The sequence below is a fragment of the Aquabacterium sp. genome (genome assembly GCF_036279655.1).
Taxonomy (GTDB): Bacteria; Pseudomonadota; Gammaproteobacteria; order Burkholderiales; family Burkholderiaceae_C; genus Aquabacterium.
Genome location: NZ_DASUIT010000115.1, coordinates 39,543 through 63,389 on the forward strand (window position 1 = coordinate 39,543; position 23,847 = coordinate 63,389).

At 64.7% G+C, this 23,847-nt stretch carries 21 protein-coding genes; 8 read left to right on the plus strand and 13 right to left on the minus strand.

Features of this window, described 5'->3' with window-relative positions:
- The 5 genes from VFW84_RS13040 to gyrA form a co-directional block, all read right to left on the minus strand.
- Complete coding sequence (locus tag VFW84_RS13040; RefSeq protein WP_329680893.1) at positions 1-897, minus strand: prephenate dehydrogenase; 897 nt, start codon at positions 895-897, stop codon at positions 1-3.
- A gap of 19 nt (positions 898-916) precedes the next feature.
- Positions 917-2,050: a prephenate dehydratase gene (gene pheA / locus VFW84_RS13045; protein WP_329680894.1), complete on the minus strand. Its 1,134-nt coding sequence runs from the start codon at positions 2,048-2,050 to the stop codon at positions 917-919.
- Positions 2,043-3,149: a 3-phosphoserine/phosphohydroxythreonine transaminase gene (gene serC / locus VFW84_RS13050; RefSeq protein WP_329680895.1), complete on the minus strand. Its 1,107-nt coding sequence runs from the start codon at positions 3,147-3,149 to the stop codon at positions 2,043-2,045. Before serC ends, pheA begins: the two co-directional genes overlap by 8 nt.
- Positions 3,150-3,171: 22 nt before the next feature.
- Entirely contained in the window at positions 3,172-3,783 is a 612-nt protein-coding gene (locus VFW84_RS13055) for a hypothetical protein (protein WP_329680896.1), read from the minus strand.
- A 77-nt stretch (positions 3,784-3,860) separates the two neighbouring features.
- Positions 3,861-6,512: a DNA gyrase subunit A gene (gene gyrA, locus VFW84_RS13060; RefSeq protein ID WP_329680897.1), complete on the minus strand. Its 2,652-nt coding sequence runs from the start codon at positions 6,510-6,512 to the stop codon at positions 3,861-3,863.
- Positions 6,513-6,772: 260 nt separating this feature from the next.
- On the opposite strand from gyrA, the gene ompA reads away from it, so the two are divergent.
- Both ompA and VFW84_RS13070 read left to right on the plus strand, forming a co-directional pair.
- Complete coding sequence (gene ompA / locus VFW84_RS13065; RefSeq protein ID WP_329680898.1) at positions 6,773-7,417, plus strand: outer membrane protein OmpA; 645 nt, start codon at positions 6,773-6,775, stop codon at positions 7,415-7,417.
- A gap of 125 nt (positions 7,418-7,542) precedes the next feature.
- Positions 7,543-8,409, plus strand: coding sequence for a hypothetical protein (locus VFW84_RS13070; RefSeq protein WP_329680899.1), 867 nt, complete (start codon positions 7,543-7,545; stop codon positions 8,407-8,409).
- Here VFW84_RS13070 and VFW84_RS13075 read toward each other — a convergent pair.
- Positions 8,364-9,977, minus strand: coding sequence for a GMC family oxidoreductase (locus VFW84_RS13075; RefSeq protein WP_329680900.1), 1,614 nt, complete (start codon positions 9,975-9,977; stop codon positions 8,364-8,366). The genes VFW84_RS13070 and VFW84_RS13075 overlap by 46 nt on opposite strands.
- Entirely contained in the window at positions 9,974-10,507 is a 534-nt protein-coding gene (locus VFW84_RS13080; RefSeq protein ID WP_329680901.1) for a hypothetical protein, read from the minus strand. The genes VFW84_RS13075 and VFW84_RS13080 overlap by 4 nt, the downstream gene beginning before the upstream one ends.
- Positions 10,508-10,723: 216 nt before the next feature.
- Here VFW84_RS13080 and VFW84_RS13085 point away from each other — a divergent pair, with 216 nt between their 5' ends.
- Positions 10,724-12,427: a long-chain-fatty-acid--CoA ligase gene (locus tag VFW84_RS13085; RefSeq protein ID WP_329680902.1), complete on the plus strand. Its 1,704-nt coding sequence runs from the start codon at positions 10,724-10,726 to the stop codon at positions 12,425-12,427.
- Between the two features lie 6 nt (positions 12,428-12,433).
- Here the strand turns inward: VFW84_RS13085 and VFW84_RS13090 are convergent, their stop codons facing one another.
- The 5 genes from VFW84_RS13090 to VFW84_RS13110 form a co-directional block, all read right to left on the minus strand.
- Complete coding sequence (locus VFW84_RS13090; protein WP_329680903.1) at positions 12,434-14,098, minus strand: GMC oxidoreductase; 1,665 nt, start codon at positions 14,096-14,098, stop codon at positions 12,434-12,436.
- Between the two features lie 88 nt (positions 14,099-14,186).
- On the minus strand, positions 14,187-15,374 hold the full coding sequence (hemW, locus tag VFW84_RS13095) for a radical SAM family heme chaperone HemW (protein WP_329680904.1): 1,188 nt from the start codon (positions 15,372-15,374) through the stop codon (positions 14,187-14,189).
- Positions 15,371-16,000: an RdgB/HAM1 family non-canonical purine NTP pyrophosphatase gene (gene rdgB, locus VFW84_RS13100; protein WP_329680905.1), complete on the minus strand. Its 630-nt coding sequence runs from the start codon at positions 15,998-16,000 to the stop codon at positions 15,371-15,373. The genes hemW and rdgB overlap by 4 nt, the downstream gene beginning before the upstream one ends.
- 41 nt (positions 16,001-16,041) lie before the next feature.
- Positions 16,042-16,977, minus strand: coding sequence for a PP2C family serine/threonine-protein phosphatase (locus VFW84_RS13105; protein ID WP_329680906.1), 936 nt, complete (start codon positions 16,975-16,977; stop codon positions 16,042-16,044).
- On the minus strand, positions 16,974-17,942 hold the full coding sequence (locus tag VFW84_RS13110; protein WP_329680907.1) for a serine/threonine-protein kinase: 969 nt from the start codon (positions 17,940-17,942) through the stop codon (positions 16,974-16,976). The genes VFW84_RS13105 and VFW84_RS13110 overlap by 4 nt, the downstream gene beginning before the upstream one ends.
- 30 nt (positions 17,943-17,972) lie before the next feature.
- On the opposite strand from VFW84_RS13110, the gene VFW84_RS13115 reads away from it, so the two are divergent.
- The 4 genes from VFW84_RS13115 to VFW84_RS13130 all read left to right on the plus strand — a co-directional run bounded on the left by VFW84_RS13115 (position 17,973) and on the right by VFW84_RS13130 (position 22,205).
- On the plus strand, positions 17,973-18,911 hold the full coding sequence (locus VFW84_RS13115) for a YicC/YloC family endoribonuclease (protein WP_329680908.1): 939 nt from the start codon (positions 17,973-17,975) through the stop codon (positions 18,909-18,911).
- 62 nt (positions 18,912-18,973) lie between these two features.
- On the plus strand, positions 18,974-19,594 hold the full coding sequence (gene gmk, locus VFW84_RS13120) for a guanylate kinase (protein ID WP_329680926.1): 621 nt from the start codon (positions 18,974-18,976) through the stop codon (positions 19,592-19,594).
- A 43-nt stretch (positions 19,595-19,637) separates the two neighbouring features.
- Positions 19,638-19,841, plus strand: a complete 204-nt coding sequence (gene rpoZ / locus VFW84_RS13125; protein WP_329680909.1) for a DNA-directed RNA polymerase subunit omega — start codon at positions 19,638-19,640, stop codon at positions 19,839-19,841.
- A gap of 153 nt (positions 19,842-19,994) precedes the next feature.
- Positions 19,995-22,205 (plus strand): bifunctional (p)ppGpp synthetase/guanosine-3',5'-bis(diphosphate) 3'-pyrophosphohydrolase, encoded by a 2,211-nt coding sequence (locus tag VFW84_RS13130; protein WP_329680910.1) that lies wholly within the window; start codon positions 19,995-19,997, stop codon positions 22,203-22,205.
- Here VFW84_RS13130 and greB read toward each other — a convergent pair.
- Positions 22,195-22,758: a transcription elongation factor GreB gene (gene greB, locus VFW84_RS13135; protein ID WP_329680911.1), complete on the minus strand. Its 564-nt coding sequence runs from the start codon at positions 22,756-22,758 to the stop codon at positions 22,195-22,197. The genes VFW84_RS13130 and greB overlap by 11 nt on opposite strands.
- A gap of 179 nt (positions 22,759-22,937) precedes the next feature.
- Here greB and VFW84_RS13140 point away from each other — a divergent pair, with 179 nt between their 5' ends.
- On the plus strand, positions 22,938-23,663 hold the full coding sequence (locus VFW84_RS13140; protein ID WP_329680912.1) for an excisionase family DNA-binding protein: 726 nt from the start codon (positions 22,938-22,940) through the stop codon (positions 23,661-23,663).
- The last annotated feature ends 184 nt before the right edge of the window (positions 23,664-23,847 follow it).

Below are 23,847 nucleotides of genomic sequence, written 5' to 3' on the forward strand. Positions count from 1 at the left end.
TTAGCGTGAGCCGGACGACTTGCCGCTCGGTGCGGGGGTGTTCAAGGTCCACTGGCTGCGCGCCTGGGAGGCCGACTGGATCTGCTGCTGCAGGGTCTCGCCGTTCCAGTCGCGCATCTGGCGCTCCATGGCCTCCAGCGAAGCACGGAAGGCCTCGGATTGCTTGAGGATCTCTTCGCGGTTGGACAGCAGGATGTCGCGCCAGATGGTGGGGTCGCTGGCGGCAATGCGAGTGAAGTCACGGAACCCCGGGCCGGCCAGGGACAGGAACTCCTTGCCGGCGGGTTGCTGTTGCATCGCGTTGATGTAGGCAAAGGCAATCAGGTGGGGCAGATGGCTCACGGCGGCAAAGGCCGCATCGTGGTTCTCCGGGCTCATCTTGAGCACCTGACAGCCGACCGCGGCCCACACATCGGTGGCTTTTTGTACCAGGATGGGGTCGGTCTGCTGCAGGGGGGTGAGGATGACCTTGCGACCCTGGTAGAGCTGGGCGTCGGCGTGCTCGATGCCGGCCACTTCGCGACCGGCAATCGGGTGGGCGGGCACGAAGGAGGGCAGGCGCTCCTTGAGCACGCGGCGGGCGGCATCGACCACATCACGCTTGGTCGAGCCCACGTCCATGAAGAGCACGCCGGGGTTGACCAGATGGCGGATGGATTTGAAGGTGCCTTCGGTGGCGGCCACCGGCACGGCGATGATGACGATGTCCGAGCCCGAGACGGCCAGCAGGGCCGACTCGGCGGCCACATCGATCACGCCCAGGCGGCGGGCCTTTTCGACGGTGGAGGGCGACTTGCTGTAGCCCACCACGCGCCGCACCAGGCCCGCTTTCTTGAGGGCCAGGGCGAAGGAGCCGCCCATCAGGCCGCATCCGATCAGACCGAGTTGGTTGAACATGCGAAGTCCGTCTCAGCGTTCAGTGGGCGTCCAGCGGGAAGGTGCCCAGGACCTTGAAGAAGGTGCACTGAGCGCGCAATTCCTGCAGCGCTGCGGCCAGTTCGGAATCTTGCGGATGCCCGGCCAGGTCGATGTAGAACAGGTATTCCCATTGGCCTGAGCGCGCCGGGCGCGACTCGAAGCGTGTCATGGACACGCCATGGCGCTTGAGCGGCACCAGCATGTCGTGGACGGCGCCGGGGCGGTTGTCCACCGAGACGATCAGGCTGGTGCAGTCGTGTCCCGTGGGGGCGCTGGGCTGGTGGCGGTCGGTGCGGGCCACCACCACGAAGCGGGTGCGGTTGTGGGCCTCGTCCTGCACGGCCGCCTGAACCACATGCAGACCATACTGCGCGGCTGCACGTTCGCTGGCCAGGGCCGCCAGGGTGTCGTCCTGCGCCGCCAGGCGAGCGCCTTCGGCATTGCTGGACACCGGACGGCGCTCGGCATGGGGCAGGTGCTGGCTCAACCAGCCCTGGCACTGGGCCAGCGCCTGAGGGTGGGCCACGACGGCGGTGATACCCTCACGCGAAAGGGTCTTGCGCAGCAGGTTGTGACGCACCAGCAGCGAGGTCTCGCCCGCGATGGTCAGCGGCGACTGCAGCAGCAGGTCCAGCGAGCGGGCCACGACGCCTTCGGTCGAGTTCTCGACGGGCACCACGCCAAAGTCGGCGGAGCCGGCCACGGTGGCGCGGAAGACTTCGTCGACCGTGGCACAGGGCACCGGTTCGATCGACGAGCCAAAGTAGTTGAGCGCGGCCTGTTCACTGAAAGTGCCCACCGGGCCCAGGAAGGCCACGCGCAGGCGCGCTTCCAGCGAGCGGCAGGCCGACATGATCTCGCGCCAGATGGGCGCGATGCTCTCAGGACGCACCGGGCCAGGGTTGGCGGCTTTGAGGCCATCGATCACCTGGGTCTCGCGGTCAGGGCGGAACACGGGCGAGCCATCGATCTTCTTGACCTCACCCACGCATTGCGCCAGACGGGCGCGCTCGTTGAGCAGGGCCAGCAGTTGCTGATCGACGCTGTCGATGCGCACGCGCAGATCGGCCAGCTGTTCGTCCACCGGACGGTCATCCGGTGCGTGGGAGGCGGAGCTGTGGGAATCAGCCATGACGCTGCGCAAAATCCTTGAGGTAGTCGACCAGGGCCTGCACACCCGCCAGCGGCATGGCGTTGTAGATCGAGGCGCGCATGCCGCCCACGCTCTTGTGGCCCTTGAGTTGCAGCAGACCGCGTTCCTTGGCGCCGGCCAGGAAGGCGTCGTTGAGGCTGTCGGAGGGCAGGAAGAAGGGCACGTTCATGCGCGAGCGCACGGCCTTTTCCACCTTGTTGCTGTAAAAGCCCGAGCCATCGATATAGCCGTACAGCAGGGAGGCCTTGGCCACATTGCGGGCCTCGATGGCCGCCAGGCCGGTCAGCTCGCCTTCGCGCTGGGCCTTGATCCACTGGAATACCAGGCCGGCCAGATACCAGGCATAGGTCGGCGGCGTGTTGTACATCGAATCGTGCTCCGCCACGGTCTGGTAGTTGAAGCCAGAGGGCGTGATCGGCAGGGCCTGACCCAGCAGGTCTTCCCGGATGATGACCAGCGTGAGTCCGGCCGGACCGATGTTCTTTTGTGCTCCGCCATAAGCCACGGCCACGCGCGACCAGTCGATGGGACGCGAGGTGATGTGCGACGAGCAGTCGATCACCAGCGGGGCCCTGGAGCCCAGGGCAGCCAGGTCGGGCAACTCGTGCATTTCGAGACCATGGATGGTCTCGTTGCTGCACACATGCACGTAGGCAGCGTCGTCGCTGAGTTGCCAGGAACCGTAGGCGGGCATGCGGGTGTGGTGATCGCCCTCGTTCGTGGCGGCCACGTTCACATCGCAATACTTGCGTGCTTCCTTGGCGGATTTCTGGGACCACGAACCGGTGATCACATAGTCCGTGCGCGCACCACGGGACAGGTTCATGGGCAGGATCGCGTTTTCAGCGATGGCCCCGCCCTGCATGAACAGCACCTTGTAGTGGCTCGGGATGGCGAGGATGTCGCGCAGATCGGCCTCGGCCTGCTGGGCGATGGAGATGAACTCCTTGCCGCGATGGCTCATCTCCATCACGCTCATGCCCGAGCCATGCCAGTCGAGCATCTCGTCGGCGGCCTGGCGCAGCACCTCTTCAGGCAGCGTGGCCGGGCCGGCGGAAAAGTTGAAAGGACGAGGCATCAGGCGAAATCCTCCAGCGGCATCACTTCTTGGCGGGGGCCGCAGGCTTGGCACCAGCGGCTGGCTTTTGCTGCTGAGCAGCCTGGCTCAGCTTGCCGCCACTGGCGGTGTCCAGGATCTTGCGCACGCTTTCTTGCAGCGCGTTCAGCTTGGGGTCGACCTGCGGGCGGGCATCGGCGGAGATCTTCTCCAGCAGCGACTTCTGCATCTCGGGCAGCAGGCCCTGGTAGCGCTTGATGATGGGCGACTCGAGCATGGTGACGAGCTGCTTGAGCTCGTCCTCGGTGAACTTGTCTTCCAGGATCGGGGCGACGGCGGAGACCGCCACCTTGCTGGCGCTGGCCTTCACGATGGGTGTGGCGGAGTCGACGTACTTGGTCAGCTCGGCATTGATCTGCTTGGCGGCAGCCTCGCGCTTTTCGGGCGGCACGGCCTGCACCATGATGTTCTGCGCCTGGCCCATCAACTGGCGGGCCGGCTGCTGGGTCATGTCGGTGGCCAGGCCTTCCAGTTCAGCCTTTTGCAGGCTGGGCAGGCGCTGGATCTGCTCGCGCTTGTCGGCGTGGGCGCTCAGGGAGGCCACGGCCAGGGTCGAGGCCACCAGGGTGGTCCACAGAGTCGTCTTCAGCTTCATGAATCGTTCCTTGCTCTCGCCCGCTCGGGCGTTGAAAGAGGCGCGTCGGCGACGCGTCTGGTCCTTGGTGTCGGTTTTTACTCGGGCGTTCCCTTGTCGGTGGCGTCGTTTGCCCCGTCAACGGCACCGCTGTCTTCGGCGTTGTCCAGATCGGCACCGCTGGCGTCGTTCTCCACGATGCGCTGCAGGCCGATCAGCTTGGCGCCTTCGTCCAGGGCGATCAGGGTCACGCCTTGCGTGGCGCGGCCCAGTTCACGGATTTCGGCCACACGGGTGCGCACCAGCACGCCCTTGTCGGTGATCAGCATGATCTCGTCGGCCGGGCGCACCAGGGTGGCCGCGACCACCTTGCCATTGCGCTCGGACTGCTGGATGGCGATCATGCCCTTGGTGCCACGGCCATGGCGGGTGTACTCGACGATGGAGGTGCGCTTGCCGTAGCCGTTCTCGGTGGCCGTCAGCACGGACTGCGACTCGTCTTCGGCCACCAGCATGGCGATCACGCTCTGGCCTTCTTCGAGCATCATGCCGCGCACACCGCGCGCACTGCGGCCCATGGGTCGTACGTCTTCTTCGTCGAAGCGCACCGCCTTGCCGCCATCACTGAACAGCATCACATCGTGCTTGCCGTCGGTCAGGGCGGCGCCCACCAGCACATCGCCCTCGTCCAGGCCCACGGCGATGATGCCGGCCTTGCGGGGGTTGCTGAAGTCGGTCAGCGGGGTCTTCTTGACGGTGCCCAGGCGGGTCGACATGAAGACGTAGTGATCTTCTGGGAAGCTGCGGAATTCACCGGTCAGCGGCAGCACCACATTGATCTTCTCGTCCTTTTCCAGCGGGAACATGTTGACCATGGGCTTGCCACGCGAGTTGCGCGAGCCCTGGGGCACTTCCCAGACCTTCACCCAGTACACGCGACCGCGGTTGCTGAAGCACAGGATGTAGTCGTGCGTGTTGGCGATGAAGAGCTGGTCGATCCAGTCGTCTTCCTTGGTGGCCGTGGCCTGCTTGCCGCGACCGCCACGCTTTTGCGCGCGGTACTCGTGCAGCGGCTGGCTCTTGATGTAGCCCGTGTGCGAGATCGTGACCACCATGTCGGTGGGCGTGATCAGGTCTTCGGTGCCCAGCTCCTGGGCGTTGTGCTCGATGGCCGAACGGCGTGCACCCAGCTTGGTCTGACCGAACTCCTGGCGGATGGCGGTCAACTCTTCAGAGATGATGAAGGACACGCGCTCGGGCTTGGAGAGGATGTCCAGCAGATCGGCGATCTGCGCCATCACATCCTTGTACTCGCCGATGATCTTGTCCTGCTCCAGACCGGTCAGGCGCTGCAGACGCATCTGCAGGATTTCGCCAGCCTGGTCGTCGGACAGGCGATACAGGCCGTCGGCCTGCATGCCGTAGTTCAGGGGCAGGCCCTCGGGACGGTAGAGCTTGGGGTCACCCTGGGTGCGGGCCAGCATCTCGCGCACCATGGACGAATCCCAGCTCTTGGACATCAGGGCGGCCTTGGCCACGGGCGGCGTGGGAGAGGTCTTGATGGTCTCGATGAACTCGTCGATGTTGGCCAGCGCCACGGCCAGGCCTTCCAGCACGTGGCCGCGCTCGCGCGCCTTGCGCAGCTCGAACACGGTGCGGCGTGTCACCACTTCGCGGCGGTGCTCCAGGAAGACCGTGATCAGGTCCTTCAGGTTGCACAGCTTGGGTTGCCCATCGATCAGGGCCACCATGTTGATGCCGAAGGTGTCCTGCAGCTGGGTCTGCTTGTAGAGGTTGTTGAGCACCACCTCGGGCACTTCGCCACGCTTGAGCTCGATCACCACGCGCATGCCGGACTTGTCGGACTCGTCCTGGATGTGGCTGATGCCTTCGATCTTCTTCTCGTTGACCAGCTCGGCGATGCGCTCGAGCAGGTTCTTCTTGTTCACCTGGTAGGGGATCTCGTCGACGATGATCGCCTGACGGTCGCCCTTGCCGATGTCCTCGAAGTGCACGCGAGCGCGCATGACCACGCGGCCGCGGCCAGTGCGGTAGCCCTCACGCACACCGCTCAGGCCGTAGATGATGCCGGCGGTGGGGAAGTCGGGCGCCGGGATGATTTCCATCAGCTCGTCGACGCTGCATTCAGGGTTCTTGAGCGAATGCAGGCAGGCGTCGACCACCTCGTTGAGGTTGTGCGGCGGGATGTTGGTGGCCATGCCCACCGCGATACCGGCCGAGCCGTTGATCAGCAGATTGGGCAGGCGGGCCGGCAGCACCAGGGGCTCTTTTTCAGAGCCGTCGTAGTTGGGGCCGAAGTCGACGGTTTCCTTGTCGATGTCGGCCAGCATCTCGTGGGCGATCTTGGAGAGGCGGATTTCGGTGTAACGCATGGCGGCGGCGTTGTCGCCGTCGACCGAGCCGAAGTTGCCTTGCCCATCGACCAGCATGTGGCGCAGGGAGAAGTCCTGCGCCATGCGCACGATGGTGTCGTACACCGCCGAGTCACCGTGGGGGTGGTACTTACCGATGACGTCACCAACGATACGGGCCGACTTTTTATAGGGCCGGTTCCAGTCGTTGTTGAGTTCGTGCATCGCGAAGAGCACGCGGCGATGCACGGGCTTGAGGCCATCACGGGCATCGGGCAGGGCACGGCCCACGATCACGCTCATCGCGTAATCGAGGTACGAACGCCGCATCTCCTCTTCGAGGCTGATGGGCAGGGTTTCCTTGGCGAATTGCGTCATGCTTTATTTCGAGGTGCGCGGGGGCAGCCTGAGATTGTAAGTCCCCTGCAGAGGGGGGCTTTTCCGGGCATGCCGGGGGCGGTATGTCTCCTGGGTGCAACAACATTGTTACAAATGGACAGCAATGGATGCCGACTGTGTTCAGCCCTGGGAGTCTGAGAGTTGGTATGGCAGAATGGGCGACGCGTAGACCTTTGGGGTAAACCCTGCACCCTTGGGCTTGTTGCAGCTTTGGCTGCGTCTTCAACGTGAGGATTCACATGAAAAAACTGAATAAAGTTGCCGCCCTGTTCGCCGTTGCTGCCCTGTCGGCTGGCGTGGCCCAAGCCCAAGCCATCGACAACTGGCGTGCCACCGACGGTACCGTCTGGAAGAACGGTACCAACGAACTGTGCTGGCGCGATCAGTTCTGGACACCTGCCACTGGCGTTCAAGGTTGCGACGGCGTGCCTGCTCCCGCCCCCGCTCCTGCCCCGGCTCCTGTGGCTGCCCCGGCTCCTGCCCCGGCTCCCGCTCCCGCCCCGGCACCTGTGCCCGCCGCTCCCCAGACCGAAAAGGTGAGCTTCGCTGCTGACGCCTTCTTCGACTTCGACAAGGCTGACCTGAAGCCTGAAGGCAAGGCCAAGCTCGACGATCTGTCCGAGAAGGTCAAGGGCCTGAACCTGGAAGTCATCATCGCCGTGGGTCACACCGACTCGCGCGGTTCCGACGAGTACAACCAGAAGCTGTCGGTCAAGCGCTCCGAAGCCGTCAAGTCCTACCTGACCGGCAAGGGCATCGAAGCCAGCCGCGTGTACACCGAAGGCAAGGGCGAAGCCCAGCCCGTCGCTGACAACAAGTCTGACGAAGGCCGCGCCAAGAACCGCCGCGTGGAAATCGAAGTGGTCGGCACCCGCAACAAGTGATGCGCTGACCCCATGTGGCAGGGCCCCAAGGGCCCGCTGCTCTGAGACCCCGCCTTCGAGCGGGGTTTTTTACGTCTGTGCCCTGTGCTTGTGCGCTCGGATCGAGGTGGGTAGCATCAAGCTCCATGCGCGCCGAGTCCTCTCCTTGGTCATCAGATCCCGCCTCTGCCCTGTCTCGTCGGGCGGCGGTGGCGCTGATGTTCGCCGCAGCATTGGCCGGCGTGGCGGGCCTGATGGCCTGGGGGCCCGTGGTCTTGAGGCCCCAGATGCATCAGTTTGCCGACACGCGTGTGTGGTGGGGTGTGCCATCGGGCGTCAATGTCTGGTCGCATCTGCCCTTGCTGCCGCTGGGCCTGTGGGGCTTGTGGCGGGTGACCCGGTTGCCCGCGTCCGAGCCCTTGCGTCTGGTGTGGGCCTGCTTCTTCGTGAGCCAGATGCTGGCCACGGTGGGAGGCATGGCCTATCACTGGCATCCCGGTGACCTGACATTCATCTGGGATCAGGTGCCGCGCTCGGCCGCATGCGCCCTGTTTGCCACGGCCTTCGTGGCCGAGCGGGTGGATGCCCGTCTGGGGCGGGTTCAAGGGGTGGGGCTGGCCCTGGTGGCCGTGGCACTGGCCATGCTGTGGTGGTGGGTCACGCGCCTGACCGGCGGCGCGGGGGACCTGCGTCCCTTGATCTGGCTGGAGTTCAGCCCGATCGGGTTGTTGGCGGCCGGGGCCTGGACCCTTCGGGGGCACTTGCTCTCTCGCCTGGATTGGCAACGCTCCGTATTGAGCTTTGCTGTGGCGCAGACGGTGGACTGGGCGGACCGGCCCATCTACGACTGGAGCGGGCAGTCCGTGAGTGGTCACGCCTTGCGCCATCTGGCGCTGGCGGCCTGTGTCGGCTGGGTGGCCTGGCGTCTGGGGCGTTCGGCCTATCCAGTCGCCAGGCCGGCACGCGATCAGGCGAGCACGACGTCCTTGCCGGACAGCCGCTTGGCCAGTTGAGTGGCCAGCCGGTTGGTGATGCCGTAAATCGACAGTTGCGGGTTGGCGCCGATGCTGGTGGGGAAGATCGAGCCGTCGTGAACCGACAGGTTCTCGATCTGCCAGTGCACGCCGTCCGGACGCACAACCCCTTGCTTTTCAGTGCCGCCCATCTGGCAGCCACCCATGACGTGGGCGCTGCCCGCGCCGGTGAGGAAGGGCCTCATGTCCAGCTTGGCGATCTCGGTCTTGGCCTCGGCCCAGGAGGTGTAGTAGCGGGCCTGCTGGTGATAGGGCATGACCTTGTCGGCGCCGGCGGCGAACTGGATCTCGGCCATGGCCAGGAAGGAGCGGCGGAAGCCATCCAGAACGTACGGCGTGAGCGTGTAGTTCAGCAGAGGGGAGCCATCCATGTTGAGCATCACGCTGCCGCCCTTTGATTCAGGGTGGAAGCCGTCACGCATCAGCGAGAGCAGCAACTGGGTGTTCGGGTAGTTCTTGAAGCGTTCAGCCAGCTCCTGACCAATGCCCCCCAGCAGCACCGAGGTCAGGCCGGGGTGCATGGGCGTGGCTTCGATCTTGAAGCCGATGGGGCCGTCGACCGGGCCGGTGTGCAGGAAATGGTCGGAGTAGATGCTCTGGGGGGCGCCCATCCAGGCTTCGATTTTCTGGGGGTAGACCCCGGAAGTGAAGGACACCGGGTGCAGGAAGGTCCGCTTACCCAGCAGGTCGTGGGGATCCGGGGCCTTGGAGCGCTTGAGCAGGGCGGGCGAGTTGATGGCGCCGCCGGAGACGACATAGTGCTTGGCCGTGATGCGGGTGACCTTGTCGTTGACGCGATCGCCATTGATGCGGATGGCCACGCAGTTCAGCGATTGCACCTTGCCATCGCGGATGTCGAAGGACTCGGCACGGGTCTGGTGGTACAGGCGCGCGCCAGCCGTCAGTGCCGTCGGGATCGTGGTGATCAGCATCGACTGCTTGGCATTGGTGGGGCAGCCCATCCCGCAGGAGCCCGTGTTCCAGCAGCCCTTGACGTTGCGAGGAATGGTGTGCGCGGAGATGCCCAGCTTGGTTGCGCCAGTGCGCAGCAGTTCATTGTTCGCGTTGGGGGCAGCCTCCCAGGGGGCGACACCCAGGCGGCGCTCGGCCTGCTCGAAGGAGCCTGACAGGTTCTCGGTGGTGAAGTCCTTGAGACCGAACTGGTCCTGCCAGAACTTCAGGGTGTCCGGCGGTGTGCGGAAGGAGCTGGTCCAGTTGATGACCGTGGTGCCACCCACGCAGCGCCCTTGCAAGATGGTCACCGTGTTGTCAATGTTGGCGCGAGTCGCACTCTCCTGGTAGAGCGTGGTGTAGGCCTCGGTTTCCTTCTGGTTGAAGTCGGTGCTCGTCTTGAGCGGGCCTTCTTCCAGCAGGATCACGTCCAGGCCGGCGCGAGTCAGGATTTCGGCGGTGATGCCGGCGCCGGCGCCCGTGCCCACGATGAGAACATCGCAGCTCAGTTGTTCGGGCAGGCCCTGCTCGCCATTGAAGACCTTCCAGTTGTGTTTCTGCTGGCCATCACGGAATACATCGGGGAGTTTGCTCATATCGTCATCGGTCCAGGGTAGCCAGTCAGAGACCAGTTGTCGGGAATGGAGAAAAAGCCCATGCAGGTGATGGCCCGCGTGGCAACGTAAGTCGCGTTTTGGGCCATGCCGCTGGATTCGCGCAATTGCACCAGCAGAGCTCGGACTTCGTCATCGGTGGCTTCGTCCCATGAGGCCCAACGGGCCGTGATCAGATAGCGGGTCGGTGCATTGGCCAGTGCGCCCGCCAGCAGACTGATCTGGTCGCGCTTGGCGGAGGGCATGGTGTTGATCAGTTTTTCCAGCTCGACCACGTAGCGGTCGAGTATGGCCTGGCGCTCGGCCGGGGCGGCGGGCAGCATGGGGCCCACGATGCCTCGGGCCAGGGCCCGGAAGACCGACTTGCCGTCCTGGGTCAGGTGTTGCTTGTCAAAGCCACGACGCCACCAGACACCACCGCCGATCGCACCGCCGACGGCCGCCAGGGCCAGGGCGGACTTGAGCAGCCAGCGTCGCTTGGGGGAGGCGGGGGAATTGGGTCCTGCACTCATGCGAGATCATCCTTCTAGCGGGCGTGTGCCCGACCTTGTCGGCGGATGATAAATGGAAACGCGGTGTGCCAGATGGCGTGCATCCTCCGTAACTACCCGCTCTTGTGTTGCGAAACGCCGTGAAATTCGGTCGCGAAATGTTGCAGAATCCCTGTAAGCGTTGGGCGCCCAGAGAGCGGGCGCTTTTTTCTGTTTTTGACTGAGAGGAAGACACACATGGCAAGTGCGAAGCCCTGGCTGGCCCATTACCAACCCGGCGTGCCCCACGAGATCGATGCCTCGATCTACACCTCGCTGGCCGACCTGCTGGAGCAATCCTTCAAGCAGTACGCCAGTCGTGATGCGGCATCCTTCATGGGCGCTCGTCTGACCTTCGCTCAGATCGACGAGATGTCCAAGGCCATGGGGGCATGGTTGCAGTCCAGGGGCTTGTCCAAAGGCGCCCGCGTGGCCCTGATGATGCCCAATGTGCCTCAGTACATGGTGGCCATCGCCGCCGTGCTGCGCGCCGGTTATGTGGTGGTCAACGTCAACCCGCTCTACACCCCGCGCGAGCTGGAGCATCAGCTCAAGGATTCCGGCGCCGAAGCCATCGTGGTGCTCGAGAACTTCGCCGTGACCTTGCAGCATGTGATCGAGCGCACCTCGGTCAAGCATGTGGTGGTGGCCTCGATGGGGGATCTGCTGCCCTGGGCCAAGGGTCGTCTGGTCAACTTCGTGGTGCGCCATGTCAAGAAGATGGTGCCGGCCTTCACGCTGCCCAACAGCGGTGGCCGCCAGACCACGACCTTCTCGGCAGCGCTGTCGCAAGGGCGTGGCATGAGCCTCAAGCCTGTCTCGCTCAAGCCTGACGACATCGCCTTCCTGCAGTACACCGGCGGCACCACGGGCCTGTCCAAGGGCGCCACCTTGCTGCACCGCAACGTGATCGCCAACATCCTGCAATGCGAGGCCTGGTTCAAGCCTTCGCGTGATGCCCATGGCGACGAGCAGCAGGTGGTGGTGTGTGCATTGCCGCTCTATCACATCTTCGCTCTGACGGTCTGCTACATGCTGGGCGCCCGCATGGGCAGCCTCAACATCCTGATCGCCAACCCGCGTGACATCCCGGGCTTCATCAAGGCCCTGGAAGGCTTCAAGGTCTCCGAGTTTCCCGCCGTCAACACGCTCTACAACGGCCTGGTCAATCACCCTGATTTCGCCAAGCTGGACTTCTCTCACCTGAAGGTGTCCAACGGGGGCGGCATGGCGGTGCAGCAGGCCACGGCCGAGAAGTGGAAGAAGGTCACCGGTTGTCCCATCGTGGAAGGCTATGGCCTGTCCGAGACCTCGCCCGTGGCGACCATCAACCGCCTGGACATCGAAGAGTTCAGCGGCACCATCGGTCTGCCCATTCCCTCGACCGAGATCGCCATCCTGGACGAGGCGGGCAACGATGTGCCCATGGGCGAGCCTGGCGAAATCGCCATCCGGGGTCCTCAGGTGATGGCCGGTTACTGGAACCGTCCGGAAGAAACGGCCCAGGTCATGACGGCCGATGGCTTCTTCCGCACGGGGGACATCGGCGTGATGGATGAAAAGGGCCAGGTCAAGATCGTGGACCGCAAGAAGGACATGATCCTGGTGTCGGGCTTCAACGTCTACCCGACCGAGGTCGAGCAGGTGGTGAGCATGCACCCCGGCGTGCTGGAGTGCGCCGCCGTGGGTGTGCCCGATGGCCGCACCGGCGAGGCGGTCAAGCTCTTCGTGGTCAAGAAGGACGCCACCCTGACCGAAGAGGAGCTGCTGCGCTACTGCCACGAACAACTCACCGCCTACAAGTGCCCCAAGCACATCGACTTCCGTGATGATCTGCCCAAGACCAATGTGGGCAAGATCCTGCGTCGCGAACTGCGCGACGAGAACAAGAAGTCGGCCTGAGGTGCCTCAGCGGCTCAGGTCCTGCGCCAGCACCTGACGGATGTTGCGCTCGGCCAGAGCCGTGATGGTGACGAAGGGGTTGACGCCGATGGAGCCCGGGATCAGGGCGCTGTCGGTGATGTACAGGCCCTGATAGCCCTTGACACGCCCGTAGGCATCGGTGGCCTGTCCCATCACGCAGCCTCCCAGCGGGTGGTAGCAGAAGTCATCGGCAAAGATCTTGCCGTCGCCGAACAAGTCGGTGCGGTAGCGCGCGCCGATCTTGCTGTTGATGCGATCGAACAGGGTCTTGGCCGAGGCCACTGTGGGGGCGTTCTGGCTGCGGCTCCAGCGCAGCTTGACGCTGTCGCTGGCGGCATCGTAGGTGAAGCGGCCACGCTCGGGGTTGCGCGTGATCGCCAGGTACATGCTGATCCAGTTCTCGAAGCCGGTGGGCAGGGGCGTGATCTCGGCGAACACCGGGTTGCTGGGATTGTCCCAGTCATTGATGCCCATGGCGGGCATGGTCGATTGCACGGCGCCGGTGGTGTCCCAGATCTTGTTGGTGCGTGCGGCCATGACGTTGCCGTTGTGGCCCCAGCCTTCGCCCACGGCGGCGGGCAGGCGCGGCAAGGCGCCGGTCTCGCGTGCCTTGACCAGCAACTCGGTGGTGCCGATGCTGCCCGCACCCAGAAAGAGCTGTCCGCAGGCAATCTGCACATCAGCGAGGACCTGTCCGTAGGCATCAATGGCCCGCACACTGAGCAGGTAGTCCCCGTTGGCTTGCTGCTCGATGCGACGCACTTGCTGCAGCGTGTAGATGGTGACTTTGCCCGTGCCCACGGCATCGGCCAGATAGGTCTTGTCCAGGCTGAGCTTGCCGTGGTTGTTGCCGTAGATGACCTCCTGCGCCAGCGCCGAGCGGGGCACCTGCCTGGCCTCTTCCTGCTTCATGTAGTTGAAGTCGTAGACGCTGGGCACGAACACGGTCTTGAGGCCGGTCTTGATGGCGTGGTCCCGCGAGACGCGGGCATAGCGGTAGCAGGCGGCGGTTTCGAACCAGGCGGGATCGACGTGGTTCACCCCCAGGGTGCGGTTGGCCAGGGGGAACCAGGTGTCGTACATCTCCTGGGCGTCGACCAGGGGCAGCATCTGCTGGAAGTAGCTGCGCGGCGGTGTCACCGCCATGCCGCCGTTGACCAGTGAGCCCCCGCCCACGCCACGTCCGACATAGACCGACATCTCGTCGTAATTGACGCGGTCGAGCACCCCTGCGTAGCGGGGAATGTTGCTGTTGACGAGGTTCAGTCCCAGGAAGGTTTTCAGGGGGGCTTCGGTGCGGTCCTTGAACCACATGGCGCGCCCGTCGGGCGAGAGGGTTTTGCTGAAGATCGTGCCGCCGGTGGTGGGCTGGGTCCAGAGTTGGCCCATCTCCAGCATGACCACGGGGATGCCGGCTTCGGCCAGGCGCAGCGCGGTGACGGCACCACCGTAGCCGGTGCCCACCACGATGGCCGGGACGCGCCCCAGTTGACCCAGGGGGGTGCGAGGCGCGGCAAGGGATTCATTGAATCGGCGGGCACCGCTGGTGGCGGCCAGGGCATGGCTCGCATGGATGGTGCTCAGACCGGTGGCGGCAGCGGCCTGCAGGGCCATCTGACCGATGAAACGGCGTCGGGTCAAAGGTGTCATGGCGCCAGTGTGCGGCGATGCTAGCGGCCACTACCTTGCGGAAACTACGCAGTGCCCCCTGCCTGCGGGGTGGGGCAAGTCCGGGGGCTCAGTCGTTCAGGAACAGGGCCTGCAGGTCGCTGAGAAAGTCCAGGCCGCGGGCGGTGGGCCACACGCGGTGGAGGTCGCGCTCGATCAGTCCTTTGGCTTCGGCCTCGGCCAGCGGCTGGGCGATGGCGGTCACGCTCAGGCCCGTGCGTTCGGCAAAGCGGTTGAGCTCGAAGCCATCCTTGAGGCGCAGGGCATTGAGCATGTACTCGAAGGCGCGTGCTTTCAGGGGGACCTCGTTCTCGTTGGAGCAGGCCTGGCCTTGTTCCGCCTTGTCCATGTAGGTGGCCGGCTCACGCCAGCGCACGGTGCGCACGATGCGATCGGGGAAGCTGATCTTGCCGTGTGCGCCCGCGCCAATGCCCAGGTAGTCGCCGAACTGCCAGTAGTTCAGGTTGTGCAGGCACTGGTGACCCGGGCGCGCGTAGGCCGACACCTCATAGCGCGTCAGTCCCGCCAGGGCCGTGGCTTCGGCCAGATGGTCGAGCATGTCGAAGGCGGTGTCCTCGTCAGGCAGATCCCTGGGGGGCTGGACGGCAAAGCGCGTGTTGGGCTCGACGGTCAGGTGGTAGAGCGAGAGGTGCGGAGGCTGGAAGGCCAGGGCCTGTTGCAAGTCGGACTGCAGATCGGCCAGGCTCTGGCCGGGCAGGGCGTACATCAGGTCGATGTTGAAGGTCTCGAAGGCACGGCGCGCCTCGTCGATCGCGGCCCGGGCCTGGTCGCTGTTGTGCACGCGCCCCAGGGCCTTGAGCTTGGCATCATCAAAGCTCTGCACGCCGATTGACAGCCGGGTGACGCCTGCGTCGCGAAAGCCCTTGAAGCGGTCGGTCTCGAAGGTGCCGGGGTTGGCTTCCAGCGTGATCTCGCAGCCCGCCTCCAGGGGCAGGCGGGCACGGATGTCACCCAGCAGTCTGTCGATGCTGGCGGGCGAGAACAGGCTGGGGGTGCCCCCGCCGATGAAGACGGTGTGCACACGGCGGCCCCAGACTTGCGGCAGGCAGGCTTCGAGGTCCCGCAGCAGGGCTTCGATGTAGCGTGTCTCGGGCAGCGCGACCTGGCCCTGGGCATCACGGAACTCGTGGGAGTTGAAGTCGCAGTAGGGGCACTTCTGAAGGCACCAGGGCAGGTGCACGTACAGCGACAGGGGGGGCAGGGCACTCAGATGGCCGGGCTTGTGCAAGGGGATCAAGCGTGCAGCCCCCAGTGCAGGGCCATCAACTCGCGCATGCGGCGGCAGGCGATGGCACGGTGGCTGATGGCGTTCTTCTGCTCGGCATTCATCTCGGCGGCCGAGCAGCCATGGTCGGGCAGCCACAGCAGGGGGTCGTAGCCGAATCCTTCGTGGCCTTGCTGGGCCTCCAGCAAGGTGCCGGCCCAGTGGCCTTCGGCGATCAGGGGCTCGGGGTCCTCGGCGTGGCGCACGGCCACCAGCAGGCAGGTGAAGTGCGCATGGCGATCGTTCTTGCCATGCATGGTCTCGATCAGCAGGGCGTTGTTGGCCGTGTCGGCCACTTCGCGAGGCACGCCTTCGGGGTGGCGGCCGGCGTCCAGGGCATAGCGGGCCGAACGCACGCCGGGCAAGCCGCCCAGGGCGCGCACGCACAAGCCCGAGTCATCGGCGATGGCGGGGCCTTGCCCGGCCTGCGCCGCATGACGGGCCTTGGCCAGCGCGTTCTCGACAAAGGTGATGTGGGGCTCTTCGGCCTCCGGGATGCCCAGGGCACCCTGGTTGATCAGGTTCAGTCCCAGGGGGCCGAGCAAGGCTTGCAGTTCACGCAGCTTCTTGGGGTTGTTGGAGGCGAGGATCAGGCGCATGAGGGTCACTCCTTGGCGACCACGGCCCAGGTCAGGCGAGGTCAGGGTTTCTTGCCGGAGGCCTGGGACGAGCGCCGGATGGCTTCGTTGATCTCGCGGATGGAGCGCTCGATCTCGGCCTCGTCCAGGTCTTCGGGATCGACATTGTCGCCTGGGCCGGCGCCGCCCATGCTGGCCTGGATGGTCGAGGCAAAGACTTCGTCACCCAGGCTGTCGGTGGTGACGCTGGAGGGCTCTTCATTGCTGGCCGATTCCCACTCGACGGCCAGCACGGTGACGTTGTCACACTTGGGACCTCCCAGGCGCAGGGCTTCTTCGACCAGCTCAGGCACGGCATCGGCAATGGTGCGCGTGGCCAGGTGCTGGGTGATGACCTCGTCGGAGACGGTGCCCCACAGGCCGTCGGAGCACAGCATCAGGCGGTCGCCCTCCTGCAGCAGCAGGGGGCCGGCGGTGTCGACCACCGGCTTGCCGGGGCTGCCCAGGCAGGTGAAGAGCACGTTGCGGTTGTAGCGCTCGACCAGGGGCACGACGGTGGACAGCGATTCCTGCAGTTCGGAGTAGGAGTGGTCGCGCGTGCGGGCGATGAGTTTGTCGCCACGCACCAGGTACAGGCGTGAATCACCACAATGAGCCCAGTAGGCCGTGTTGCCCTGCAGGATGCAGGCCACGATGGTGGTGCGCGGGGTGTCCATCAGGCCTTTTTCGCTGGCGTAGCGCAGCAGTTGATGGTGGCCGGCCATGATGGCGTCCTGCAGGAAGCGGACCGGGTCGGCCAGACCAGGGCGGGCGTCCCGCTGGAACAGGGCCGCAATGGTCTGCAGGGACAACTGGGACGCGACTTCGCCCTCGGGGTGACCGCCCATGCCATCGGCCAGGGCGAACAGGCCCGACTCCCGCGTGTAGCAGTAGCCCATGCGGTCTTCGTTCTTTTCGCGGCCGCCTTTGCGGCTGACCTGGTATACCGAGAACCTCATGCCTTCGTACCCGATTTCAGGTTTTCAATCTGCAGTTTGACCCGCTCAGAGAAGCTGAGCTTGGTGTAGCGTCTTTCGGTCTCGCGCGCGAGCTCTTTTTGCAGGGCAAACACGCTTTGCGGACGAGCCAGGGGATCGAGCGACATGCACCACTCGGTCACTTCGAGCAGGTTATCGGAATAAACGTTCCGCAATCGCGAGAGTGACAGACCCAGTCGGTCTTTTTCAAGACGTTGGGGGGCATCGTTGGGCGGATATCCCTGCATGCAGGCATAAATGCACGCTCCGATGGCGTAAATGTCGGTCCAGGGGCCCAGCGAGCCGTCGCGGCGGTACATCTCGGGGGCGGCAAAGCCCGGCGTGTACATGGGGCGGATGAAGTTGCCCTCCTTGGACAGCACTTCGCGTGCCGCGCCGAAGTCCAGCAGTACCGCCTTGTTGTCGTTGGTGATGAAGATGTTGGCCGGCTTGATGTCCAGGTGCAACATCTTGTGCTGGTGCACGATGCGCAGGCCGCGCAGGATCTCGTCGAACAGGGAGCGGATGGTGGACTCGCGGAACACCTTGTCGCGCTTGAGATCGCGTGCCGTGACGATGAAGTCCTGCAGGGTGTCCCCTTGCAGGTAGTTCATCACCATGTAGACGGTTTCGTTCTCACGGAAGAAATTGAGCACTGACACCACGCTGGGGTGCGAGATCTGCGCCAGCGAGCGCCCTTCTTCGAAGAAGCTTTTGAGGCCCAGGCGGTACAGGGGCTGCTTGTCGGGTTTGACGCGAGGGATCAGCTCGCCCGGGGCCCGCTCGGCCAGGGAGGCGGGCAGGTATTCCTTGAGCGCGACGAGGCGCCGTTCGGGGTCTTCAGCGAGGTAAACCACCCCGAAACCGCCCGCCGCCAGCTTCTTGACGACCTGATAACCTCCCACGACGGTGCCCGAGGGCAACGGGGCAGGTTTAGGCTTTGACATAATCGGGTTTTGTCTGCTGTGAAAGGTGCCATGTCAGTCTACAGTATGACCGGCTACGCCAGTGTGGTTGCGTCGGTGCCAGACCACGTCAGTGAAAACACTGAGGATTCAGACACGCCAGCCGTGTCTCGAAAAGGTGCCGGGGGAAGCGTCGGCGCCGAGTTGCGTTCGGTCAACAGCCGCTTTCTCGATCTGAGTTTCAAGCTGCCCGACGAGTTCCGTGCGCTGGAGCCGGCCTTCCGTGACATCCTCATGGCCACGTTCAAGCGCGGCAAGATCGAGTTGCGTCTGGCGGCTCAACGCAGCACCGACACCGCCTGGCCCCAGCCCCAGCCCGACCAGCTTCACACCTTGGCGCGCATGGAGGGCATGGTGCAGAACTGGTTGCCCAAGGCCGGCGCCCTGTCGGTCAACGAGGTGCTCAACTGGTGTCGCAATGCCACGCCGGCCGTCAAGCTCGACGAGGCGGCGCTCGAAGCCGTGCGCCAGTGCGTGGACGCCATGAAGGAAGCGCGCGCGGTCGAAGGCCAGCGCATGGTGGCCGTGCTCAAGGACCGACTCAAGGGCCTGCGCGAGCTGGCCGCCCAGGCCGAGCCCCTGGTGCCCCAGGCCGTGCTGCGTCAGCAGGAGCGCTTTTTGCAGCGCTACCAGGACGCCCTGCAGGCCGTGGGAGGCTCGGTCACGCCCGAGGCCGCTCAGGAGCGCGCCCTGGCCGAAGCGGCCGCTTATGCCTTGCGCATCGACGTTGACGAGGAGGTGCAGCGCCTCAAGGCTCACCTGGACGAGATCGAACGCCTGATCAAGAAAGGTGGCGAGGTCGGCAAGCGCCTGGACTTCCTGATCCAGGAATTGCACCGCGAGGCCAACACCCTGGGCTCCAAGGCCGCCGCCCTGGAGCTCACGCAGATCTCGGTGGGCATGAAAGTGCTGATCGAGCAGATGCGCGAGCAGGTTCAGAACATTGAATGAGTGCCGATAAGGTGACGAATCAGACCTCGACCGCGGCCACAGCCGCCCCAGGAGACGCCGACATGGACTACCCCGGCAACCTTTTCGTGGTGTCCGCGCCCAGCGGCACGGGAAAATCCAGCCTGGTCAAGGCCTTGCTGGAGCTGGACTCGCGCCTGCAGGTGTCCGTCTCGCACACCACCCGCACGCCCCGCGGGCAGGAGCAGAACGGCCGCGAATACCACTTCATCTCCAAGGACCTGTTCTCGGAGATGATCGAGCATGGCGACTTCTTCGAGTGGGCCGAGGTGCACGGCAACCTCTATGGCACCTCGCGCAGCGCCATCGAAGAGCGCATCAAGGGCGGGGAGGACGTGGTTCTGGAGATCGACTGGCAGGGTGCCCTGCAGATCAAGAAGATCTTTCCCAACGCCATCCTGATCTTCATCCTGCCGCCCAGCTACGAGGAGTTGCTGCAGCGCCTCAACCGCCGTGGCGAGGACTCGCAGGAGGTGATCGATCTGCGCATGCACAACGCGCGCATCGAGGTGGCCCAGGCGCAGTACTTCGATTTCGTGGTGGTCAATGCCCTGTTCGAGACCGCCTTGTTCGATTTAAAAACCATTGTTCACGCACAACGGTTAAAATACGCTGCTCAGCGCCGGAACAAGTCCGGCGTGTTCAAGGCCTTGAACCTGCTTTGAGCGCCTTGTCTGTCCCTGTTTGATCCCCTGGAGAACCTCCACCATGGCCCGCATCACCGTCGAAGACTGCCTGCAAAAGATCCCCAACCGCTTCCAGTTGGTGCTGGCCGCGACCTACCGCGCCCGCATGCTGAGCCAGGGTCACACCCCCAAGATCGAGTCGCGCAACAAGCCGGGCGTGACCGCCCTGCGTGAAATCGCCGCTGGGCAGATCGGCGTCGAGATGCTGCGCAAGGTCCCGACCTGATCGACCCCGTCGAGTGGCCCCTTGCGGGCCCGAGCAGGCCCGCCTTCTGGCGGGCTTTGTTTTTTCCAGAGCCCGTCGATAACCTTCTCTCGTCCAGCCCTCCCCCCTGACCCCGTGTCTGCAGGGGGTCAGCATCCGCGCTACAGTTCATTCATGCCCGAAGCCCATCACGAAGCGTCACAGGCGTCATTCGCCGTTCTGCTGCACAAGCTGGAATACCTTGACGAGGCCGATATCCGCCGCGTCCGTGATGCCTACCGTTTTGCCGACGAGGCCCATCTGGGCCAGTTCCGCGCCAGCGGCGAGCCCTACATCACCCACCCCATCGCGGTGGCCGGTCTGTGTGCCGACTGGAAGCTCGATGCGCAGGCCATCATGGCCGCCCTCATGCATGACGCCATGGAGGACTGCGGCGTCACCAAGATCGAGCTGATCGAGCGCTTTGGTGCCCCTACGGCCGAACTGGTGGATGGCCTGACCAAGCTGGACAAGCTGCACTTTTCGACCAAGGAGGAGTCTCAGGCCGAGTCCTTCCGCAAGATGCTGCTGGCCATGGCGCGCGATGTGCGCGTCATCCTGATCAAGCTGGCCGACCGTCTGCACAATATGCGCACCATGGAGGCCATGGTGGCGCACAAGCGCTCGCGCATTGCCCGCGAGACGCTGGACATCTATGTGCCCATCGCGCATCGCCTGGGGCTCAACCAGACCTACCGCGAACTGCAGGAGCTGTCCTTCAAGTACATCAGCCCCTGGCGCTACGGCATCCTGGCCAAGGCGGTCAAGAAGACCCGAGGCAACCGGCGCGACCTGGTGGAGCGCATCCAGCGCGAGGTCGAAACGGCGTTCGACGAGGCCGGCATGGTGGTCGAGATCTATGGCCGCGAAAAGACCATCTTCTCGATCTACAACAAGATGTGCGACAAGCACCTGAGCTTTGCCCAGGTCAGCGACATCTTCGGCTTTCGCATCGTCACGCGTGAGTTGCTCGATTGCTATCGCGCCCTGGGGGTGCTGCACCAGCTCTACAAACCGCTGCCGGGGCGCTTCAAGGACTACATCGCCATCTCCAAGGCCAACGGGTATCAGTCGCTGCACACCACGCTGGTGAACCCGGTGGGCACGGCGGTGGAGTTCCAGATCCGCTCGCAGGCCATGCATGCTGTGGCCGAGAAAGGCATCGCGGCCCACTGGATGTACAAGGAGCAGGAGGGGGCCGATGGCGATGCCACACCTCAACAGGCCGCCGTGTGGCTGCAGTCGCTCATCGACATCCAGCACGAGACCCGCGATTCGGCCGAGTTCCTGGAACACCTCAAGATCGACCTCTTCCCCGAGTCGGTCTATGTGTTCACGCCCAAGTCACGCATCCTGGCCTTGCCCAAGGGTGCGACGGCGCTGGACTTTGCCTACGCCATCCACAGCGACGTGGGCGATCACGCGGTGGCCGTGCGCATCAACAATGAACCCGGCGCGCTGCGCACCGAACTGCGCAGCGGCGATGTGGTGGAGATCATCACCTCGACCAGCAGCAAGCCCAGTCCCGCCTGGTTGAACTTCGTGCGCACCGGCAAGGCGCGCTCCAAGATCCGCAACTACCTCAAGAACATGGAGGCCGAGGAGTCTCTGGACATGGGGTTGAAGCTGCTGTCTCAGGCCTTGCGTGCCGAAGGGCTGACCTTGCCGCCGGGCGACGAGCACAGCGAGGGCCGCGATGGCCTTTTGTGGCAGAGCCTGATCCGCTGGGGGGGCAATCGCTCGCAGCGCGACCTGTTGATCGACATCGGCCTGGGGCGCAAGATTGCCGCCATGGTGGCCAAGCGCGTGGCCCAGGTTCTGGCCGAGGCCGGCGAGCGCCCCGATGCGCTCACCCTGACGCTGGGGCGTTTTGCGGCGTACGAGACCCCCGCGCATCGCAGCATGGTCATCGATGGCAGCGAAGGCGCCACGGTGCAACTGGCGCCGTGCTGCCGGCCGGTGCCGGGCGATCCGATCGCCGGTTACCTGGGGCGTGGTGAAGGCCTGGTCGTGCACACCCAGATGTGCGGCGTGGGCAAGCGCCTGTTCGAACGCGATCCCGAGCGCTGGATCGATGTGGCCTGGTCCGATGAGCCCATCCGTCAGTTCGAAACCGCCATTGCCGTGCTGGTGACCAATGGCAAGGGCGTGCTCGCCCAGGTGGCCTCCACCATCAGCAGCGCCGAGACCGACATCACCCACATCGAGATGGGTGACGAGCGTCTGGGTGAAACGGCAGAGCTCAAGCTCACGCTGTCCGTGCGCGACACCGAGCACCTGCAGGATGTGCTGCGCATTCTTCGGCGCTGCCCGGTGGTGCTCAAGGCCGAGCGCGTCAGTCCTTGAGCGGGGCCGGGTAGCGCACCTCCAGCACCTCGAGCTTTTCCAGGCCGCCGGGGGTCATCAATTGCACCTCATCGCCCTCGCGCGCCTTCAGCAAGGCACGCGCGATGGGGGAGATCCAGCTGACCTCGCCCTGCAGGTTGTCGACCTCGTCGATGCCCTTGATGGTGACGGTGCGCTCCACACCTGACAGATTCACATAGGTGACAGTGGCGCCAAAGAAGATCTGGTCGTTGCCATGGTGCAGGGTCGGGTCGGCCACCTCGGCGATGTCCAGCCGCTTGGTCAGGAAGCGGATGCGCCGGTCGATCTCGCGCAGGCGCTTCTTGCCATAGATGTAGTCGCCGTTTTCCGATCGATCGCCATTGGAGGCGGCCCAGTGGACGATCTCGACCACCTTGGGGCGCTCGACGTCGATCAGGTCCAGCAACTCCTGGCGCAGGCGCTGGTAGCCCTGCGGGGTGATGTAGTTCTTCGTGCCCGCAGGCAGCGGGGGCAGGCCGACCTCGTCGTCGTCATCGGCGTTGTCGGATTCCTTGGTGAATGCCTTGCTCATGTCCGAGATTGTGCCCAAAGCGGGGGCTGGCGGACGAATTCAGACGGATCTGCCAATTCATCACGACAGTTCACGCCCGGTGCTGCCGATACCAAGAGTCAAATCTGCACTTGTCGCAAAAGTGAAAGCGCATGCGCAGGGTTATCAAATTCGGACATACAGCAGTCAAGGTGCCCGCCATGTCACAAGTGATCCCTCTCGGCCCTGCCGCCCGCATGCTGACGACCCGTGAGGCCGCGCTGCGACTGGGGGTGTCGCTGCGAACGGTGCAGTTGTGGGTCGAGGCGAGCATCCTGCCGGCGGCACGCACGCCAGGTGGGCACCGTCGCATCCCCTACAACGCTGTCGAGGCCCTGGCCATGAGCATGGGGCTCGACACCCTGACACCGGAGCAAAGGCGTGCGGAGGTGGGCGCTGAGCCCAAGGCGCACCATCTTCCCCCCGATCAGGCGCGTGCTGCCACGCGCCCAGGTCAGGCGCCCCTGGTGGAGCGGGCCATGCGCATCCTGCTGGTGGCGCGCGATTCGGCCTGGTTGCACGAGTGCGCCACAGCCCTGGAGGTTTTTGGTGCCACGGTGTCGGTCTGCACGGCTGACAGCGGCTACGTCGGTTTGCTTCAGATTGGTCGACAGCCGCCAGACCTGCTGGTGACGACCCTGGAGTTGCCGGGCATGGACGGAGTGGAGATGCTCTGGACCTTGGAGCGCACCGAGTCGTTGGGGGGCTTGCGTGTGCTGGCATTGACCAGTGAGCGGCCCGAGGCGCTGCAGGCGCGGGGGGGGCTGCCCACGTCGGTGGAAGTGTTGCCACTGCCCGTCAGTCCCGAGGCCCTGGCCATCCGCGTGGGGCGCTGGTTGCTGACGCGTCAGGCCGCCACGCCGGAGCGGGGTCTCCACCACGACTGAAAGACCGTGCCGCTGATCGTGGTGGACCCTCATGCACGGGGCAGGAAAGTACCCCTGCACAGACCTGGCGCTTTGCGCCAAGATCTCACCTTCGAGGCGCGCCGGATGGTCTGGCGCGGTTTCGGTGTTTCCGTGAGGTTTTTGGCGTGAAATCGTCACCGTGGGTGCGTGTGGTCCAGTCGGG

Coding starts and splice junctions, on each gene's coding strand:
- VFW84_RS13090 (WP_329680903.1), bottom strand. CDS start 14,098: ATGACACCTTTGACCCGACGCCGTTTCATCGGTCAGATGGCCCTGCAG.
- serC (WP_329680895.1), bottom strand. CDS start 3,149: ATGCCTCGTCCTTTCAACTTTTCCGCCGGCCCGGCCACGCTGCCTGAA.
- rpoZ (WP_329680909.1), top strand. CDS start 19,638: ATGGCCCGCATCACCGTCGAAGACTGCCTGCAAAAGATCCCCAACCGC.
- ompA (WP_329680898.1), top strand. CDS start 6,773: ATGAAAAAACTGAATAAAGTTGCCGCCCTGTTCGCCGTTGCTGCCCTG.
- gyrA (WP_329680897.1), bottom strand. CDS start 6,512: ATGACGCAATTCGCCAAGGAAACCCTGCCCATCAGCCTCGAAGAGGAG.
- VFW84_RS13085 (WP_329680902.1), top strand. CDS start 10,724: ATGGCAAGTGCGAAGCCCTGGCTGGCCCATTACCAACCCGGCGTGCCC.
- VFW84_RS13110 (WP_329680907.1), bottom strand. CDS start 17,942: ATGTCAAAGCCTAAACCTGCCCCGTTGCCCTCGGGCACCGTCGTGGGA.
- VFW84_RS13105 (WP_329680906.1), bottom strand. CDS start 16,977: ATGAGGTTCTCGGTATACCAGGTCAGCCGCAAAGGCGGCCGCGAAAAG.
- VFW84_RS13040 (WP_329680893.1), bottom strand. CDS start 897: ATGTTCAACCAACTCGGTCTGATCGGATGCGGCCTGATGGGCGGCTCC.
- VFW84_RS13070 (WP_329680899.1), top strand. CDS start 7,543: ATGCGCGCCGAGTCCTCTCCTTGGTCATCAGATCCCGCCTCTGCCCTG.
- VFW84_RS13075 (WP_329680900.1), bottom strand. CDS start 9,977: ATGAGCAAACTCCCCGATGTATTCCGTGATGGCCAGCAGAAACACAAC.
- gmk (WP_329680926.1), top strand. CDS start 18,974: ATGGACTACCCCGGCAACCTTTTCGTGGTGTCCGCGCCCAGCGGCACG.
- greB (WP_329680911.1), bottom strand. CDS start 22,758: ATGAGCAAGGCATTCACCAAGGAATCCGACAACGCCGATGACGACGAC.
- VFW84_RS13130 (WP_329680910.1), top strand. CDS start 19,995: ATGCCCGAAGCCCATCACGAAGCGTCACAGGCGTCATTCGCCGTTCTG.
- VFW84_RS13080 (WP_329680901.1), bottom strand. CDS start 10,507: ATGAGTGCAGGACCCAATTCCCCCGCCTCCCCCAAGCGACGCTGGCTG.
- VFW84_RS13055 (WP_329680896.1), bottom strand. CDS start 3,783: ATGAAGCTGAAGACGACTCTGTGGACCACCCTGGTGGCCTCGACCCTG.
- VFW84_RS13140 (WP_329680912.1), top strand. CDS start 22,938: ATGTCACAAGTGATCCCTCTCGGCCCTGCCGCCCGCATGCTGACGACC.
- pheA (WP_329680894.1), bottom strand. CDS start 2,050: ATGGCTGATTCCCACAGCTCCGCCTCCCACGCACCGGATGACCGTCCG.
- VFW84_RS13115 (WP_329680908.1), top strand. CDS start 17,973: ATGTCAGTCTACAGTATGACCGGCTACGCCAGTGTGGTTGCGTCGGTG.
- rdgB (WP_329680905.1), bottom strand. CDS start 16,000: ATGCGCCTGATCCTCGCCTCCAACAACCCCAAGAAGCTGCGTGAACTG.